Raw genomic sequence first — 15,847 nt, 5'->3', positions numbered from 1 at the left:
TTGTCCTTACGACTCGCCCAGATAGGCCTTGATCACTGCCGGATTGCTGCGGATCTCGTCCGGCTTGCCGTGGGCCAGCGGGGTGCCCTGGTTGACCACGAAGATGCGGTTGGAGATCTCCATCACCAGCTTCATGTCGTGTTCGATCAGCAGCACCGAGACCCCGAACTCGTCCCGCAGGTTGGAGATGAGCTCGTTCAGCTCGTCGGTCTCGTGCGGGTTGAGGCCGGCGGCCGGCTCGTCCAGCATCAGCAGCTCGGGCCGGGTCGCCATGCAGCGGGCAATCTCGAGCCGGCGCTGCTGGCCATAGGCCAGGTTGCCGGCGGCGCGGTTGGCGAGATCCTTGAGCCCCACCTTCTCCAGCCAGAAGGCGGACTGCTCCAGCCCCTCCCGCTCGGCGCGGCGAAAGGCCGGGGTCTTGAACAGCCCGGCCAGAAAGCCGGTGTTGAGGTGCCTGTGCTGGGCTACCAGCAGGTTTTCCACCGCTGTCATGTCCTTGAACAGCCGCACGTGCTGAAAGGTACGCACTATCCCCTTGCGGGCGATGAGGTGGCCGGGCAGGCCCTGGATCTCCTCGCCCTTGTAGCGGATGATGCCGCCGCTCGGGCGGTAGAAGCCGGTCAGGCAGTTGAAGACGGTGGTCTTGCCCGCCCCGTTGGGGCCTATGATGGAGATCACCTCCCCCTTGTCCACGTCCAGCTTGACGCCGTTGACGGCCAGCAACCCTCCGAAGCGCATCGACAGATCAGAGACTTCCATTAACTTCTGATTGGCACTCATTTCTTTAACTCCAGATGCGGACGGGTCATCGGCAGCAATCCCTGTGGCCGCCAGATCATCATGAACACCATCAAGAGACCGAACATCAGCATGCGGTACTCGTTGAACTCGCGCGCCAGCTCAGGCAGCACCGTCATCACGATGGCGGCCAGCACCACCCCGATCTGGGAGCCCATGCCGCCCAGTACCACGATGGCGAGCACGATGGCCGACTCGATGAAGACGAAGGACTCCGGGCTGATGAAGCCTTGGCGCGAGGCGAAGAAGCTGCCGGCGAAGCCCGCGAAGCAGGCACCAATGGTGAAGGCGGTCAGCTTGATGATGGTGGGGTTGAGCCCCAGCGACTTGCAGGCGATCTCGTCTTCCCGCAATGCCTCCCAGGCGCGGCCGAGCGGCATGCGCAGCAGGCGGTTGATGACGAACAGGGTAGCGATCACCAGCACCAGCGCCATCAGATAGAGGAAGATCACCTTGTGGTTGGCGTTGTAGGCGATGCCGAAGAACTCGTGGAAGGTTTCGAAGCCGCCATCCTTGACGGTGCGGTTGAACTCCAGACCGCCCAGGGTCGGCTTGGGAATGCCGGAGATGCCGTTCGGGCCACCGGTCAGGCTGGTCATGTTGTTGAGCAGGATGCGGATGATCTCGCCAAAGCCCAGAGTGACGATGGCCAGATAATCCCCCCGCAGCCGCAGCACCGGGAAGCCGAGCAAAAAGCCGAAGGTGGCTGCCGTCAGCCCGGCGATGGGCAGGCACTCCCAGAAGCTGAGCCCGAAGTAGGTGTTGAGCAGGGCATAGCTGTAGGCGCCGACCGCGTAAAAGCCGACGTAGCCGAGATCCAGCAGACCGGCGAGGCCGACCACCACGTTCAGACCCAGCCCCAGCATGATGTAGATGAGGGCCAGGGTGGCCAGATCGATGGCACCGCGCGAGGCCATGAAGGGCCAGCTCACCGCGAACAGCAGCACCAGCACGGCGGTGAGGTTATAGAGCTTCGGGGCCTCTTCGGGGCTTGGCAGCACCAGCTTGGTGAAGCCGACCGAGAAGCCGCTGATGGAGGCCTGGAACAGCCTGGATATCTGGCCACGCAGCATCTGGAACCAGAACACCAGGGTGGCGCCGCCCAGCAGCCAAGCCAGCGACACGTCGAGCCGGCTGGTCACCAGCAGGCGGGTGCCGTCGGTTTCGAGCTTGAAGCCGAGCAGCCAGAAGGAGAGCACCAGCAGCACCAGGCTGGCGATGCAGGCATGAATGAATTGTTTTTTCATACCTTTTCGACCTCCGGGCGACCCAGAATGCCGGTGGGCATAAACAGCAGCACGCCGATCAGCAGGGCAAAGGCCATCACATCCTTGTATTCGGTGCTGAGGTAGCCGGCGGTGAGCGCCTCGACCACGCCGAGCAGCAGGCCGCCCAGCACGGCGCCGGGAATGCTGCCGATGCCGCCCAAGACCGCCGCCGTAAAGGCCTTCAAGCCGGCCATAAAGCCGAGGTAGGGGTTGATGACGCCGTAATACATGCCGAGCAGCACGCCGGCGACGGCGGCCAGGGTGGCCCCCAGCACGAAGGTGATGGAGATGACCACGTGGGTGTCTATCCCTAACAGGTTGGCCATCTTGATGTCTTCCGAACAGGCGCGGCAGGCGCGGCCCATGCGGGAGCGACCGATGAACTGGGTCAGTGCCAGCATGGTGATGAAGGTCACCACGAAGATGATGAGCTGCATCCAGGAAAGGCTGGCCTGGAAGCCGTCGGCTTCACCCAGGGTCCAGCCGCCGGAGATCAGGGTGGGCATGGCGATGTCGCGCGAGCCCTGGGCCATCCGCATCATGTTCTGCAGGAAGATCGACATGCCGATGGCGGAGATCAGGGGGATCAGCCGGTTGCCGCCCCGCAGCGGGCGGTAGGCGACCCGCTCTATGGTCCAGCCATAGGTGCCGGTGATGACGATGCTGACCAGGAAGGCGCCCCCCAGCAGCAGGAAGGTGCTGTCGATGCCCATCATCATGAGCCCCGCCATCACCATAAAAGCGACATAGGAGCCGATCATGTAGACCTCGCCGTGGGCGAAGTTGATCATGCCGATGATGCCATAGACCATGGTGTAGCCGATGGCGATCAACGCATAGGTGCTGCCTATGGTTAACCCGTTCAGCAACTGCTGAACCAGGTAAAGGAAGTGTTCGGACATACTGCGTTCCCTGTACTTGCCCGCAAAGAAAGGAGGGGTGACTCATGTCACCCCGACCGGCAGATTATTTGACTTGAGTGGAGGTACCGTCGGCGTGCCACTGGAACACACCGAATTCAAAGCCTTTCAGGTCGCCACTCGGAGCCCAGCTCAGGGTGCCCATGACGGTATCGATCGGTGCGGCCTTGATGGCGGCAGCAACGGCAGCCGGGTCATCCTCACCCGCCTTGGCGATACCGGCAGCCAGGGTTTGCACCGCGGCATAGGTGGTCCACACGAACGGACCGGAGGAGTCCTGGCCCTTGGCCTTGAACGCGGCCACCAGCGGGGCGTTGGCCGGCACCAGGTCATATTTGTTCGGCAGGGTCACCAGCAGGCCTTCGGAGGCCGGACCACCGATGGCGGAGATGTCCTTGTTGCCGACCCCTTCCGGACCCATGAACTTGGCCTTGAGGCCCTTCTCGCCAGCCTGACGCAGGATCAGACCCAGTTCCGGGTGATAGCCACCGTAGTAGACGAAGTCGACGTTCTCTTTCTGCAGCTTGGCGATCAGGGCGGAGAAGTCCTTGTCGCCGGCGGTGATGCCTTCAAACGCCACCACCTTGACGCCGGCCTTGTCCAGCGCTGCTTTCACGCTGGAGGCGATGCCTTCGCCGTACTGTTTCTTGTCGTGGATGACGGCCACGCGCTTGGGTTTGACCTGCTCGATGATGTACTTGGCGGCGGTCGGACCCTGGTCGCTGTCCAGGCCGATGGTACGCAGCACCAGCTGATAGCCGCGCTCGGTGATCTTGGGGTTGGTGGAGGCCGGAGTGACCATCAGCACGCCTTCATCTTCATAGATGTCGGAAGCGGGCAGGGTGTTGTCGGAGCAAAGGTGGCCGACCACGAACTTGACGCCGTCGTTGATCACCTTGTTGGCGACCGCCACGGCCTGCTTGGGATCGCAGGCGTCGTCATAGATGACGGCTTCGATCTGCTTGCCCTTGATGCCACCGGCCTTGTTGATCTGCTCGACTGCCATCTTGCCGCCGGTGAACTGCATGTCGCCGTACTGGGCGACCGGGCCGGTGACCGGACCGGCGATGCCGATCTTGATGGTGTCCGCCGCGTGGACCAGTGATACCGATCCGAACAGGGCCATAGAAACCGCTGTCCTGACTGCCATTTTGCTCAACTTATTCATCGATTCGTCCCTTAATCAGTGGATTGTTTCATTTTCCGTGTGCCATTCCGAACCGTGATCCCGCCAGTCCGGCAATAGGTATGGTTCTATCATTCCTCGCTGGGCAATAACAAGCTGTTAAAGATACTAACCAGAGAGGGTGGAATAGTGTTTTTTTGAAACAAATAACCAATATTGAAATCTGATTTAGATATTGATGCTAAAGGTGTTGATTAACATCTTCTCAACAAGGTGTGCTTTCGATAAATGATAGATGAAAAAACTGACGATATTTTACCCTGACACTGCTCCCATTTTGACCAAAATCCGTTTGCGCAAATAGAAATGAGCGCCTAGATTAGCCAGCATTGACAATTCATTGGCAGTGCTCGTTAAAACCAAGCCTTTATTCGGGAAATCTGCTAATGTTCCGCCTTTGATCTTCAGGAGACAGAGATGGCCACTATCAAGGATGTCGCCTCCCGCGCAGGCGTATCCATCTCCACCGTCTCACATGTACTCAATCACACCCGTCGGGTCAGCGAAGACGCAACCCAAAAAGTGCTTGAGGCGGTGGCAGAACTCAACTACGCGCCCAACTCGGTAGCGCGCAGCCTCAAGATAAACTCGACCAAGACCATCGGCATGCTGGTGACCACCAGTGCCAACCCCTTCTTTGCGGAAGTGGTGCAGGGGGTGGAGGCGTACTGCTTCGAGCAGGGCTACAGCCTGATCCTCTGCAATACCGAGAACCAGCCGCCCCGTCAGCAGCACTACCTGCGCATGCTGATGGAGAAGCGGGTCGACGGTCTGCTGGTGTTGGGAACCGACATCGATACCCCGCTGCGCGACATGCTGCGCATCCACAAGAACGTGCCGCAAGTGGTGCTGGACTGGGGTACCGAGTGTGACTTTGCCAACGTCATCAACGACAACGCCCGCATCGGTGCGCGTCTGGCCGTGCGCCACCTGCTGGAGCAGGGTCACCGCGACATCGTCTGCATCACCGGTCAATTGGCCAAGCCGACCACCCAGCAGCGGCTGGACGGGGTGCGCGATGCCCTGGGCGAGCAGGGGCTGACCCTGAAAGACGAGCAGATCTTCGAAGGGGATTACGAGAGCCAGAGCGGATTCGATGCCATGCAGCGGATCCTGGCGCTCAAGCCGCGGCCGACCGCGGTGTTTGCCTTCGACGATCCCATGGCGATCGGCGCCATCTGCGCCGCCTGGGAAGCCGGGGTCAAGGTGCCGGACGACATCTCCATGATCGGTTATGACGACGTGGAGATGGCGCGCTTCTCCAGCCCGCCGCTGACCACCATCCGCCACCCCAAGGCCGAGCTCGGTCTGCTGGCGGTGCAGCAGCTGGTGAGCCGGATCCGCAACAAGGAGCTGGAAGTTGAGTCGATGACGGTCCAGCCGGAGCTGATCGTCCGCCGCTCGGTCAAGTCCCTGCGCTGATCGCGCCACGGCAGCGCCATCAACAAGAAAACCCCCTCGCCAGCGAGGGGGTTTTTGTTTGGCCCGCGTTTATTGCAGGGGCGGCCAGTACTCCTTATTGGCGGCGATCAGGTCGTCCAGGATGGCTTTGGCCACCGAGGCGCTCGGCACCGTCTTGGAGAGGGTGATCGCCTGCCACAGCTTCTGATAGGAGCGCTCGATCCACGCCTCCACCACCAGCTTCTCGACGGCCACCTGCTGGCCCATCATGCCCTGCTGGAACAGCGGGATGTTGCCCACCTGCAGCGGCTCGGGGCCGCTGCTGCCCACCAGGCAGGGGATCTCGACCATGGCCTCCGGGTCGAAGTTGGGGATGGCGCCCCGGTTCGGCACGATCAGCAGCATCCGCTCCTGGGTGTTGAAGGCGATGGCGGTGGCCAGATCCACTATGTAGGAGGCGTGCTCGTCGATCTCCAGCTCGCCAGCCGCGGCGTTGCCGGCCGCCACGATGGCGCGGCAGGCGCTGAACACGTGCTTCTCGCGGTGCTCCATCACCTCGTTGGCGCGGGTGTGCTCCGGATTGGAGTGGGCCACCACATAGTCCGGGTAGAGGTAGTACTTCAGATAGGTGTTGGGCAGGGTGTCCGGATCAAGGGCCCACACGTCCTTGGCCTTGGCGAAGGTGTCGTTCCAGCTGGCCTCGGCGTGGCCGGCCTGCTTGGGCACATAGCCGTGTTTGGCCACATGGGCCTTGATGGCCGGCATAAGGTCGTTACCCGCCAGATCCTCGATGCGGGTCCACCAGCCGAAGTGGTTGAGGCCGTAGTAGCGTACCCGCATCTCCTTGCGTGACGGCAGGCCGGCGATCTGGGCCATCCGTCCCTCGATGCCGATGGGCATGTCGCAGATGTTGAGGATCCTGGCGTGGGGGCGCAGGCGACGGGTCGCCTCGGCCACGATGGCGGCCGGGTTGGAGTAGTTCAGCATCCAGGCATCCGGCGAGTACTGCTCCATGTAGTCGACCAGCTCCAGCACGCCGCCGATGGAGCGCATGCCGTAGGCGATGCCGCCCGGGCCGCAGGTCTCCTGGCCGACCACGCCATGGCGCAGCGGGATCTTCTCGTCCAGCTCGCGCATGGGGTACTTGCCGACCCGGATATGGGCCATCACGAAGTCCACCCCGCTGAAGGCCGCCTTGGGGTCGGTGCCATAGCTGAAGGCGATGTCAGGGGCCTGTTCCCGCAGCAGGACACGACAGGCTTCGGCGATCACCTCCTGGCGGGCGCCATCGTTGTCGTAGAACTTGATCTCCCGCAGCGGGAAGCGGTGCTGGTTCTCCAGCAGCATGAGAACGATGCCCGGGGTAAAGGTGCTGCCACCGCCGGCAATGACGACAGAGAATTTTTTCATGATCATGACTCCGTTACGAAAGAAGAGGAGGAGGGTGTGTTCATCAGGCTCTCCATGTTTTCCCTTAGCTGGGGCACATGCAGACCGATAATGATCTGGATGCTGTCACCGTGGCGGACCACGCCGTGGGCACCCAATTGTTTGAAAGCATCATCCGGTGCCGCCAGGCTCGCATCACGCAGCGATATGCGCAGCCGGGTGGCGCAGTTGTTCAGGCTGTTGATATTTTTCGCGCCACCGAGCGCCGTCAGAATATGGCCGGCAATATCATGGCCGCGCTGTTTCTTGGCGGCCTGATAATCGGCCTTGGAATACAGTTTTATTTCGCTTTCATCCCGTCCAGGGGTTTTCAAATTGAATTTCAGAATGAGCGTGCGGAATATCAGGAACCAGATCCCGGTAAAGGTCAGCCCGATGGCAATCTGGGTAAACATCATGCCGGCGTGATTGTGGAACATGGGGATCCAGTTTTGCGGCAGGAACTGGTCGAGCAGACCGCCGCCCATGTTGCCGACGACCCCGAACAGGTACATCACGGTCGCCATGGTGGCCGCCAGCAGGGCATGGATGGCGAACAGCAGGGGCGAGATGAAGAGGAAGGTGAACTCGAGCGGCTCGGTGATCCCCACCAGCATGGCGGTCAGGGTCGCCGGGATCAGCAGGCCGGCCACCTTGGCCTTGTTCTCTCTGGCGGCGGTGGCGTAGATGGCGAGCGCAATCCCCATGGCCCCGAAGATCTTGGAGTTGCCGTGCAGGGCGAAGCCGCCCTGGGGGAACAGCTCGATCAGCGGTCGGGTGCTCTGGCTGAACTCCAGCATGTGCTGGGCCCAGTAGAGCTGGATGCCGCCTTCCACCGCGGCCGGGCCGAAGATGAAGGGGCCGTAGATGAAGTGGTGCAGGCCGGTCGGGATCAGAATCCGCTCGAGGAAGGTGTAAACCCAGACGCCGAGCGGGCCGGAGACCAGCATGAACTCCTGCAGGGAGGCGATGCCCATCTGTACTTTGGGCCAGCCCAGCAGGGTCAGCCAGGCGCAGGGGATCATCACGAAGAAGGCGACGATAGTGACGAACGAGCTGCCCTGGAAGATGCCGAGAAAGACCGGCAGCTGTCGGTCGAACAGCCGGTTGTGCAGGGCGGTGACGATGCCGGAGATGGCGATGGCACCTATGATGCTGGTGTCCAGGGTCTTGATGCCGGCCACCATGGCCAGCCCGCTCTCGCCACCGACCGCCTGGTTGAAGTCGACCCCGAAATAGTCGCCCCAGGTCATCCCCATGGCATTGATGAAGTAGTTCCAGGTCATGAAGCTGACCAGCACGGAGAGGCAGGCGCGGGCCTGAGCCTTGTTTGCCAGACCGATCGGCAGGCCGATGGCAAATATCAGCGGCATATTTCGAAATACCGTCCAGCCACCCTCTTCAATAATATGGACTATTTGAAAAAACAGTCCCTGAGGATTGGCCAGCGTCTCTCCCACGAACATGGGATTTTTCAGCATGATTGCAATGCCTACCACCATACCTGCGAATGGAAACAGTAATACAGGCGTAAACATTGCCCCGCCAAAACGTTGAATTTGACTGAGCATATAGCGTCCCTTTTTATTAGAGAATTGTCTGACTGCTGTTGTCGTATTGCTGAGTTGAACCTAACAACAAGCGATCAGGCCCTCATGAAATATGTGGTGGTTATGTGATCCGGCGCATGCACTTATTTAGACAAAGAGATCTAAATTTTGCGATATTGTTGTACGTCTTGTTTTTGTGACGTTTTTATCGGGTTATTTGAATTTAAAATTGTTTATTTTCAGAAAGTTGAAATAAAGGCGATCGAATGGAGCACCACCCCGGCGGGGTGAAGAGAGGTCTAGCAGTGATCTACAAATCGGTGGCGGATCGGTTGCGTATCCGGGTCAACGGGGCGGATTGCCGGGTGGGGGATGTCCTGCCGAGCGAGAAAACCCTGGCGAGTCAGTTCGGAGTATCGCGGATGACGGTGCGCAAGGCGGTGGACATGCTGATCGAGTGGGGGCTGGTGGAGCGGCGCCACGGCAGCGGCACCTACGTGACCAAGAAGGACGTGCAGCACGAGACCAAGGGGCTGAGCGGTTTCACCGAGCTGATGCGTGAACAGGGCCGCACCCTGACCAGCGAGGTGCTGGAGTTTCGCACCATGCCGGCCCCGCCCGCCATCGCCAGCCAGCTCAGGATCAAGGTGAACGAGCCGGTTTACTTCTCCAACCGGGTGCGCTCGGTGGACGGCCGGGCTCTGCTGGTGGAGGAGAGCTACATGCCGGTGCGGCTGTTTCGCACCCTCTCGGTGGCCCATCTGGAGGGATCCAAGTTCGCCTACATCGAGAACGAGTGCCAGCTCCCCATCGCCGGCAACTACGAGAGCTTCAGCGCCGTGCTGGCCGACCGGCGCATGGCCGAGCTGCTGCACATCGAGCAGGGGGCGCCCATCCTGCGGCTCACCTCGCTCTCATACGGTGAGAACGGCGAGTTTCTCAACTACTCCATCATGTTCCGCAATGCCAACGACTATCACGTCGACTACCACCTGCGCCGCGCCCGCGGCTAGCTTGCCCCCATCTTGCTGCGTATGCCAACCCCCTCGCCAGCGAGGGGGTTTTTGTTTGATGGCCCTGAATGGGCGCCTCAGGCCTTGAGGCCGAGCCGCTTGGCGAGGCGGTGCAGGTTGCCGCTGTCGAGCTCCAGTGCGCGGGCGGTAGCGGCCCAGTTGCCGTCATGGGCGGCCAGGGTCTGCTCGATCAGCGCAAGCTGGAAGGCGTCGGTGGCGGCGCGCAGGCCGAGGCCGCCGGGCAAGGGGGTCATTGGCGCCATGGCGGGGCTGGTGGAGGGGGGCAGGGGGGCGGCCGCCAGGTTGAAGTGATGGCTGGCGAGGGTCGGGGTCTGGCTGCCCTGTTCGGCCCGCGCCAGCACGGCGGCGCGGTGGATGGCGTGCTCGAGTTCCCGCACGTTGCCGGGCCAGTCGTGGCGCTCGAGCAGTTGCAGCGCCTGTGGCTGGATGCGCAGCCGCTCCAGCCCCAGGCTGAGCCGGCAGCGCTCACAAAAGTAACCGGCCAGCAGGGGGATGTCGCCGGGGCGCTCGCGCAGCGCCGGGGCGTGGATCGGGAACACGCTGAGCCGGTGGTAGAGGTCGGCCCGGAACTGCCCCTCGACCACCGCCTGCTTCAGATCCCGGTTGGTGGCCGCCAGGATGCGCACGTTCACCTTGAGCGGGGTGTCGTCGCCGATCCGCTGCAGATCGCCGTATTGCAGCACCCGCAGCAGCTTGGCCTGCAGGGGCAGGGAGAGCTCGCCGATCTCGTCGAGAAACAGGGTGCCCTGATCCGCCAGCTCGAACTTGCCCGCCCGGTTGTGGATGGCGCCGGTGAAGGCCCCCTTCACGTGGCCGAACAGCTCGCTTTCGGCCACCGACTCCGGCAGGGCGGCGCAGTTGAGGTAGACCAGCGGTGCCTTGGCGCGCTGGGAGCCGCGATGCACCGCCTTGGCGATCAGCTCCTTGCCGACCCCGGTCTCCCCCAGGATCAGCACGTTCAGCTCCGAGTTCGCCACCACCTCGATCTCGTGGCGCAGCCGTGCCATGGCGGGGGACTGGCCGATCATCTCCGGCTGCTCAGGGCCGGGCCGGGTGCCGGGGACGAGCGGCTCGCTGCTCTGGCGGGCGAGCCGCTCCAGCAGCATGGCGTTGCTCAGGGCGGCGGCGGCCAGGGCGCCCACCAGCCGCAGCTCCTCGTCGCTGATGGCGTCGAACTGGGTGGGGTTCATGCCGTCTATGGTCAGCGCGCCGATCAGCGCCTGATCCGAGAACAGCGGCAGACCGACACAGGCGTGCACCTTGAAGTCGTCGTGATCCGGCAGCAGGCCGTCATAGGGGTCGGGCAGGCTGCTGTCGGCAGGGAAGCGCACCACGTCGCCGGCGCGGGCGATGGCCTCCATGCGCGGGTGATCCTTGAGGGCGAAGCGGCGCCCCAGCACGTCCTGCATCAGGCCGTCGATGGCCAGCGGGATGAATTGGCCCCCCTCGTAGCGCAGCAGGGCCGAGGCATCCGAGTTCAGCAGGCTGCGCACGCTCTGGATAAGGCGGTGGAAGCGGTCCTGATGGGAGATGCCGAGTTGCAGGTCGAGGGCAATGCGCGCCAGGCTGTCGGTCGAGATCACGATGATTGTCCAAATGACAGTGTGTTTGTGATTTTGACTATAAAGAGAGACTGTCTAAATGACAATGATGGATGTGTGTACTCATTAAAAACAACAAGTTACATATTGGCACGTCCGCTGCAATAGCTGGTTCAGTCGAACATACACTATTGCATTCGAGGAACTGCCTGATGAGCATTCACGTCAAGAACAACATCCACTGGGTCGGCCAACGGGACTGGGAGGTACGCGACTTCCACGGTACCGAGTACAAGACTCACAAGGGCACCAGCTACAACAGCTATCTCATCCGCGAAGGGAAGAACGTGCTGATCGATACCGTCGATCACAAGTTCAGCCGTGAGTTCGTGCAGAACCTGGCGGCGGAGATCGATCTCGCTGCCATCGACTATGTGGTGATCAACCACGCCGAGGAGGATCACGCCGGCGCCCTGACCGAGCTGATGGCCCGCATCCCCGGCACCCCCATCTACTGCACCCACAACGCCATCGACTCCATCACCGGCCATCATCATCACCCGGAGTGGAACTTCCACCCGGTCAAGACCGGTGACAGCCTGGACATCGGCAACGGCAAGCAGCTGGTATTCATCGAGACCCCCATGCTGCACTGGCCAGACAGCATGATGACCTATATGACCGAGGACGCCGTGCTGTTCTCCAACGACGCCTTCGGCCAGCACTACTGCGACGAGCACCTGTTCAACGACGAGGTGGATCAGACCGAGCTGATGGAGCAGTGCCAGCGCTATTACGCCAACATCCTCACCCCCTTCAGCCCGCTGGTGACCGCCAAGATCAAGGAAGTGCTGGGCTTCAACCTGCCGGTGAGCATGGTGGCCACCTCCCACGGCATCGTCTGGCGCGAGGAGCCCACCCAGATCATCCTGAAATACCTGGAGTGGGCCGACCACTATCAGGAAGACCGCATCACCCTGTTCTACGACTCCATGTCCAACAACACCCGCATGATGGCCGACGCCATCGCCCAGGGCATCCACGAGGTGGACCCCGGCGTGGCGGTGAAGATTTACAACGTGGCCCGCCACGACAAGAACGAGATCCTGACCCAGGTGTTCCGCTCCAAGGGGATACTGGTGGGCTCCTCCACCATGAACAACGTCATGATGCCCAAGGTGGCGGGCATGCTCGAAGAGATCACCGGCCTGCGCTTCCGTAACAAGCGCGCCTCGGCCTTCGGCAGCTACGGCTGGACCGGCGGTGCGGTGGACCGGATCCAGACCCGGCTGATGGATGCGGGCTTTGACATCAGCATCTCCCTCAAGGCCAAGTGGCGGCCGGATGGCTCGGCGCTGGCGGAATGCCGCGAGCACGGCCGTCAGCTCGCCCGCCAGTGGGCGCTGCATCCGCTGGACGCACCCCGTCCGATCACCACAACTCAGACAGACGTGACGCCTGCCCCCCTGATGCCAGCTGTTGAGCCGATAGCCGCAGCGGCCACTGCTGAATGGGATGACGACCAGACCATGCTCTGCACCGTCTGCCAGTGGGTCTATGACCCGGCCCAGGGCGAGCCGGATCAGCTGGTGGCGCCGGGCACCCCCTGGGCTCAGGTACCTGACAGCTTCCTCTGCCCCGGCTGCGGCATCGGCAAGGAGGTATTTGAACCCTGTGGGGTGGAGGCCTGTGTATGAGCACAACAACGCAGAGTGACGCCGGCATCAGCCGCGAGATAGTGGTGATCGGCAGCGGCTTCGCCGCCCAGCAGCTGGTCAAGAGCCTGCGCAAGCTGGACGCCGAGCAGCCCATCCGCCTCATCACCGCCGACAGCGGCGACGAGTACAACAAGCCGGACTTGAGCCACGTGGTGAGCCGGGGCTGCGCCGCCGCGGCCATGACCCGCCAGAGTGGCAGCGACTTTGCCGAGCAGCAGCGCATTGCGCTGTTGCCCCACTGCCCGGTGCTCGGCATCGACCCAGCCCGGCGGTTGGTGCTGACCGAGCAGGGGGAATTCCCCTATGGTCAGCTGGTGCTGGCCACCGGCGCCAGTGCGGTACGCCCCGAGCTGCCGGGCAGCGAGCATCTGGTCACCCTCAACAGCCAGCAGGAGTATGCCGTCGCCGAGGGGGCAATCCAGCAGGCTCGCCGCATCCTGGTGCTGGGGGCCGGCCTCATCGGCTGCGAGCTGGCGATGGACATGGCGAGCGATGGCCGCGAGGTCACCCTGCTGGATCTGGCCGACAGCCCGCTCAGCGCCCTGCTGCCCGCCACCCTGACCCAGCCGCTGCAACAGGCGCTGCGCAGTCAGGGGGTCAGCCTGCAGTTCGGGACAGGTCTCGCCAGGATAGATGCCCAGCCGGGCGATGGCTGGCGGGTCACTCTGAGTGACGGGTGCGTCAGCGAGCAGGATCTGGTGATCGCCGCGATCGGCCTGCGGCCGAATCTGGCCCTGGCCCGCGGGGCCGGGCTGGCAGTGGAGCGTGGCATCCTGGTCGACGATCGGCTGCAGACCAGCGACCCCCATATCTTCGCGCTGGGGGATTGCGTGCAGTGGCAGGGTCAGCTGCTCCCCTTCCTGCAACCCATAGTGCTGGGGGCCAATGCGCTGGCGCGCACCCTGCTCGGCACGCCGACCCCGCTGGCCCTGCCGCCCATGCTGGTGAAGGTGAAGACGCCGCGCTACCCGCTGCAACTGGCGGGTCGTACCAAGGGCGAGGAACTCGCCTGGCAGTGCCGCTGGAACAGCCACGGCATGGTGGCCGAGGCGCGCGACCAAGCCGGCGAGCTGTGCGGCTTCGTGGTGGGGGGCGACCAGATGAGCGCCGCCTTCCCGCTGCTGCGTCAGCTGCCCCGTTAACCCCTTTCATTGCACCGGCCGGGTCGACCCGGCCATCTGAGGAGAACCGATATGGCCATGCAACTGATTCCGTCTCACTGGGTAGTGCGCCGCTCCACCCCCTTCTTCACCCGCCAGAATGTGCCCCAGGCCCTGCTCACCCACCACAACACCGCGGCCGGGGTGTTCGGCCAGCTCTGCGTGATGGAGGGCACCGTCACCTACCACGGCTTTGCCGACGAGCAGGCCGAGGAGCCCGAGGTTAGCCTGGTGATCCGGGCCGGGGAGTTTGCCACCAGCCCGCCCCAGTACTGGCACAGGGTCGAGCTGTCGGAGGATGCCCGCTTCAACATCCACTTCTGGGCCGAGCAGGCCGAATCCGACCAGCCGCTGTTCAACAGCCGCAAGGCATAAGGTGCAACCATGGGGAGGGGCATTGGGCGCAAATGTCCCCCTCTGCCCATGCAGATCAAAATAATCAATTCAGATGTCCGTTATCCTTGCCGCCAGTTGTGGATGAGGCAGTGAGGGAAACATGAGCGTGATCGAAGCCGTGACCATGGCCGCCGGCCTGGCCTATCTGGTGCTGCTGGCGTGGCAGGCGCGATCGGGTTGGCAGTGGCGTCTTGCCCTCGGCCTGCTGCTCATGCTCTGGCTGCTGGCGGCGGACAGCCTGCTCTGGCTCGGCATGGGGCTGGTGGCCGGCGCGCTTGCCCTCTGGCACCAGCGGCAGCCGTTGCCTGCCCTCGAGGCGCTCGACAGCCAGTGGCTGCGGGCACGCACACGCCAGCTGCTGTTGCTCTGCTGGGGTCTGGTGACGCTGCAGTACGGCCTGCATGTCTGGCAGCTGGGGCAGGGGATGAGTCCCTGGCTGGTGCGCCCTGACGTGGTGGACGGCTTCCTGCCCATTGCCGGCGGCCTCGGGCTGCGGGCCTGGCTCGGGCAGGGGCTGGTGGATCCCCACCATCCGGCGGCCACCGTCACGGTACTGGTGCTCTCGCTGTCGGCCCTGCTGCTGGGGCGGGCGTTCTGTGCCTGGTTCTGCCCGCTCGGGCTGGTGGGTGAATGGCTGCACGGTTTGCGCAGCCGATGGCTGGCGGGGGAGTGGACGCCGCCGCGCTGGCTCGATGTCGTGTTGCGCGGCCAGAAGTTTCTGGTGCTCGCGTTCCTGCTGTTTATCGTGCTGATCGCGGTGCCAAGCGCTGCCCTGCCCGGCTACTTCACCAGCCCCTACCATCAGGCGGCGGACATGAAGATGGGGGCCTTCTTCTTCAACCTGACCCTGATCTCGGGTCTGTGCCTTGGCTGGGTGCTGCTGCTCACCGCCACCTTCCGGCAAGGGTTCTGCCGCTACCTCTGTCCCTATGGTGCCTGGCTGGCCCTGCTCGGCCTGCTGACCCCACTGCGCATTCGCCGTGATCCGGTCCGTTGCCTGCGCAGTGCGGGCCACGACTGCGACAAGTGCAGCCGGGCCTGCCCGTCGCGCATCCAGGTACACCAGCTCATCGCGGTGCGCAGTCTCGAGTGCACCAGCTGCCTGAGCTGCGTGGCCGCCTGCCCCAAGCGGGCCGATGCGCTGCAGCTGGGCACGCAGGGGCACCGGCTCGCGCCTCGCCAGCTGCTGGGGCTGCTCTGCCTGTTGCTGCTGGTGCTGCCGCTGCTCGCTTACGGCCTGCTGGGGATCTGGGTCAGCCAGACGCCGCTGGCAGATCGCGCCCACCTGCTGCAACTGTTGCCGCAACTCACTCATTGAGTCACAAGGAGCCAGTTGCAGGCTGTCTGCGAAGGGCCCGTTGGGCAGCCTGAACATGCACCCGCATTTGATACCTGAGGGGTAGCAGGGTAAAGTCCCTTCCCCGACATGCGGCCCTGCTGCCGTGTC

General features: G+C 63.1%; 13 protein-coding genes. 6 read left to right on the top strand and 7 right to left on the bottom strand.

Going from position 1 to position 15,847, the window contains the following annotated elements:
* Window positions 1-6: 6 nt before the first annotated feature.
* The 4 genes from livG to ACB032_RS21450 form a co-directional block, all read right to left on the bottom strand.
* Complete coding sequence (gene livG, locus ACB032_RS21465) at window positions 7-780, bottom strand: high-affinity branched-chain amino acid ABC transporter ATP-binding protein LivG (protein ID WP_011704139.1); 774 nt, start codon at window positions 778-780, stop codon at window positions 7-9.
* Window positions 777-2,045, bottom strand: coding sequence for a high-affinity branched-chain amino acid ABC transporter permease LivM (locus tag ACB032_RS21460; RefSeq protein ID WP_017410832.1), 1,269 nt, complete (start codon window positions 2,043-2,045; stop codon window positions 777-779). The genes livG and ACB032_RS21460 overlap by 4 nt, the downstream gene beginning before the upstream one ends.
* The gene (livH, locus tag ACB032_RS21455; protein WP_011704141.1) at window positions 2,042-2,968 is read right to left on the bottom strand and encodes a high-affinity branched-chain amino acid ABC transporter permease LivH; all 927 of its coding nucleotides are present in this window, start codon (window positions 2,966-2,968) and stop codon (window positions 2,042-2,044) included. The genes ACB032_RS21460 and livH overlap by 4 nt, the downstream gene beginning before the upstream one ends.
* Window positions 2,969-3,032: 64 nt before the next feature.
* A complete protein-coding gene (locus ACB032_RS21450) occupies window positions 3,033-4,154 on the bottom strand; it encodes a branched-chain amino acid ABC transporter substrate-binding protein (RefSeq protein WP_016348967.1) in 1,122 nt (373 codons plus the stop codon).
* A gap of 435 nt (window positions 4,155-4,589) precedes the next feature.
* Here ACB032_RS21450 and ACB032_RS21445 point away from each other — a divergent pair, with 435 nt between their 5' ends.
* Complete coding sequence (locus tag ACB032_RS21445) at window positions 4,590-5,594, top strand: substrate-binding domain-containing protein (protein ID WP_011704143.1); 1,005 nt, start codon at window positions 4,590-4,592, stop codon at window positions 5,592-5,594.
* 69 nt (window positions 5,595-5,663) lie between these two features.
* Here the strand turns inward: ACB032_RS21445 and ACB032_RS21440 are convergent, their stop codons facing one another.
* Window positions 5,664-6,983: a 6-phospho-alpha-glucosidase gene (locus tag ACB032_RS21440; RefSeq protein ID WP_041217760.1), complete on the bottom strand. Its 1,320-nt coding sequence runs from the start codon at window positions 6,981-6,983 to the stop codon at window positions 5,664-5,666.
* Between the two features lie 2 nt (window positions 6,984-6,985).
* A complete protein-coding gene (locus ACB032_RS21435) occupies window positions 6,986-8,572 on the bottom strand; it encodes an alpha-glucoside-specific PTS transporter subunit IIBC (protein ID WP_371138725.1) in 1,587 nt (528 codons plus the stop codon).
* A gap of 284 nt (window positions 8,573-8,856) precedes the next feature.
* On the opposite strand from ACB032_RS21435, the gene ACB032_RS21430 reads away from it, so the two are divergent.
* On the top strand, window positions 8,857-9,564 hold the full coding sequence (locus ACB032_RS21430) for a GntR family transcriptional regulator (RefSeq protein ID WP_044798810.1): 708 nt from the start codon (window positions 8,857-8,859) through the stop codon (window positions 9,562-9,564).
* 77 nt (window positions 9,565-9,641) lie between these two features.
* Here ACB032_RS21430 and norR read toward each other — a convergent pair whose 3' ends face one another.
* Window positions 9,642-11,168, bottom strand: coding sequence for a nitric oxide reductase transcriptional regulator NorR (norR, locus tag ACB032_RS21425; RefSeq protein ID WP_371138724.1), 1,527 nt, complete (start codon window positions 11,166-11,168; stop codon window positions 9,642-9,644).
* Between the two features lie 170 nt (window positions 11,169-11,338).
* Here norR and norV point away from each other — a divergent pair, with 170 nt between their 5' ends.
* From norV to ACB032_RS21405, 4 genes are all read left to right on the top strand, one after another.
* A complete protein-coding gene (gene norV, locus ACB032_RS21420) occupies window positions 11,339-12,823 on the top strand; it encodes an anaerobic nitric oxide reductase flavorubredoxin (RefSeq protein WP_371138723.1) in 1,485 nt (494 codons plus the stop codon).
* Window positions 12,820-13,986, top strand: a complete 1,167-nt coding sequence (norW, locus tag ACB032_RS21415; protein WP_371138722.1) for an NADH:flavorubredoxin reductase NorW — start codon at window positions 12,820-12,822, stop codon at window positions 13,984-13,986. The genes norV and norW overlap by 4 nt, the downstream gene beginning before the upstream one ends.
* 51 nt (window positions 13,987-14,037) lie before the next feature.
* Window positions 14,038-14,379: a DUF1971 domain-containing protein gene (locus ACB032_RS21410; RefSeq protein WP_019840749.1), complete on the top strand. Its 342-nt coding sequence runs from the start codon at window positions 14,038-14,040 to the stop codon at window positions 14,377-14,379.
* A 121-nt stretch (window positions 14,380-14,500) separates the two neighbouring features.
* Window positions 14,501-15,718 (top strand): 4Fe-4S binding protein, encoded by a 1,218-nt coding sequence (locus ACB032_RS21405; protein WP_371138721.1) that lies wholly within the window; start codon window positions 14,501-14,503, stop codon window positions 15,716-15,718.
* Window positions 15,719-15,847 lie beyond the last annotated feature (129 nt).

Origin of the sequence: Aeromonas sp. S5(2024) (assembly GCF_041403025.1) — a bacterium.
Classification (GTDB): Bacteria; Pseudomonadota; Gammaproteobacteria; order Enterobacterales; family Aeromonadaceae; genus Aeromonas; species Aeromonas hydrophila.
Note: the sequence above shows the minus strand (reverse complement) of the source record. Positions and strands in the feature narration are given on the sequence as shown.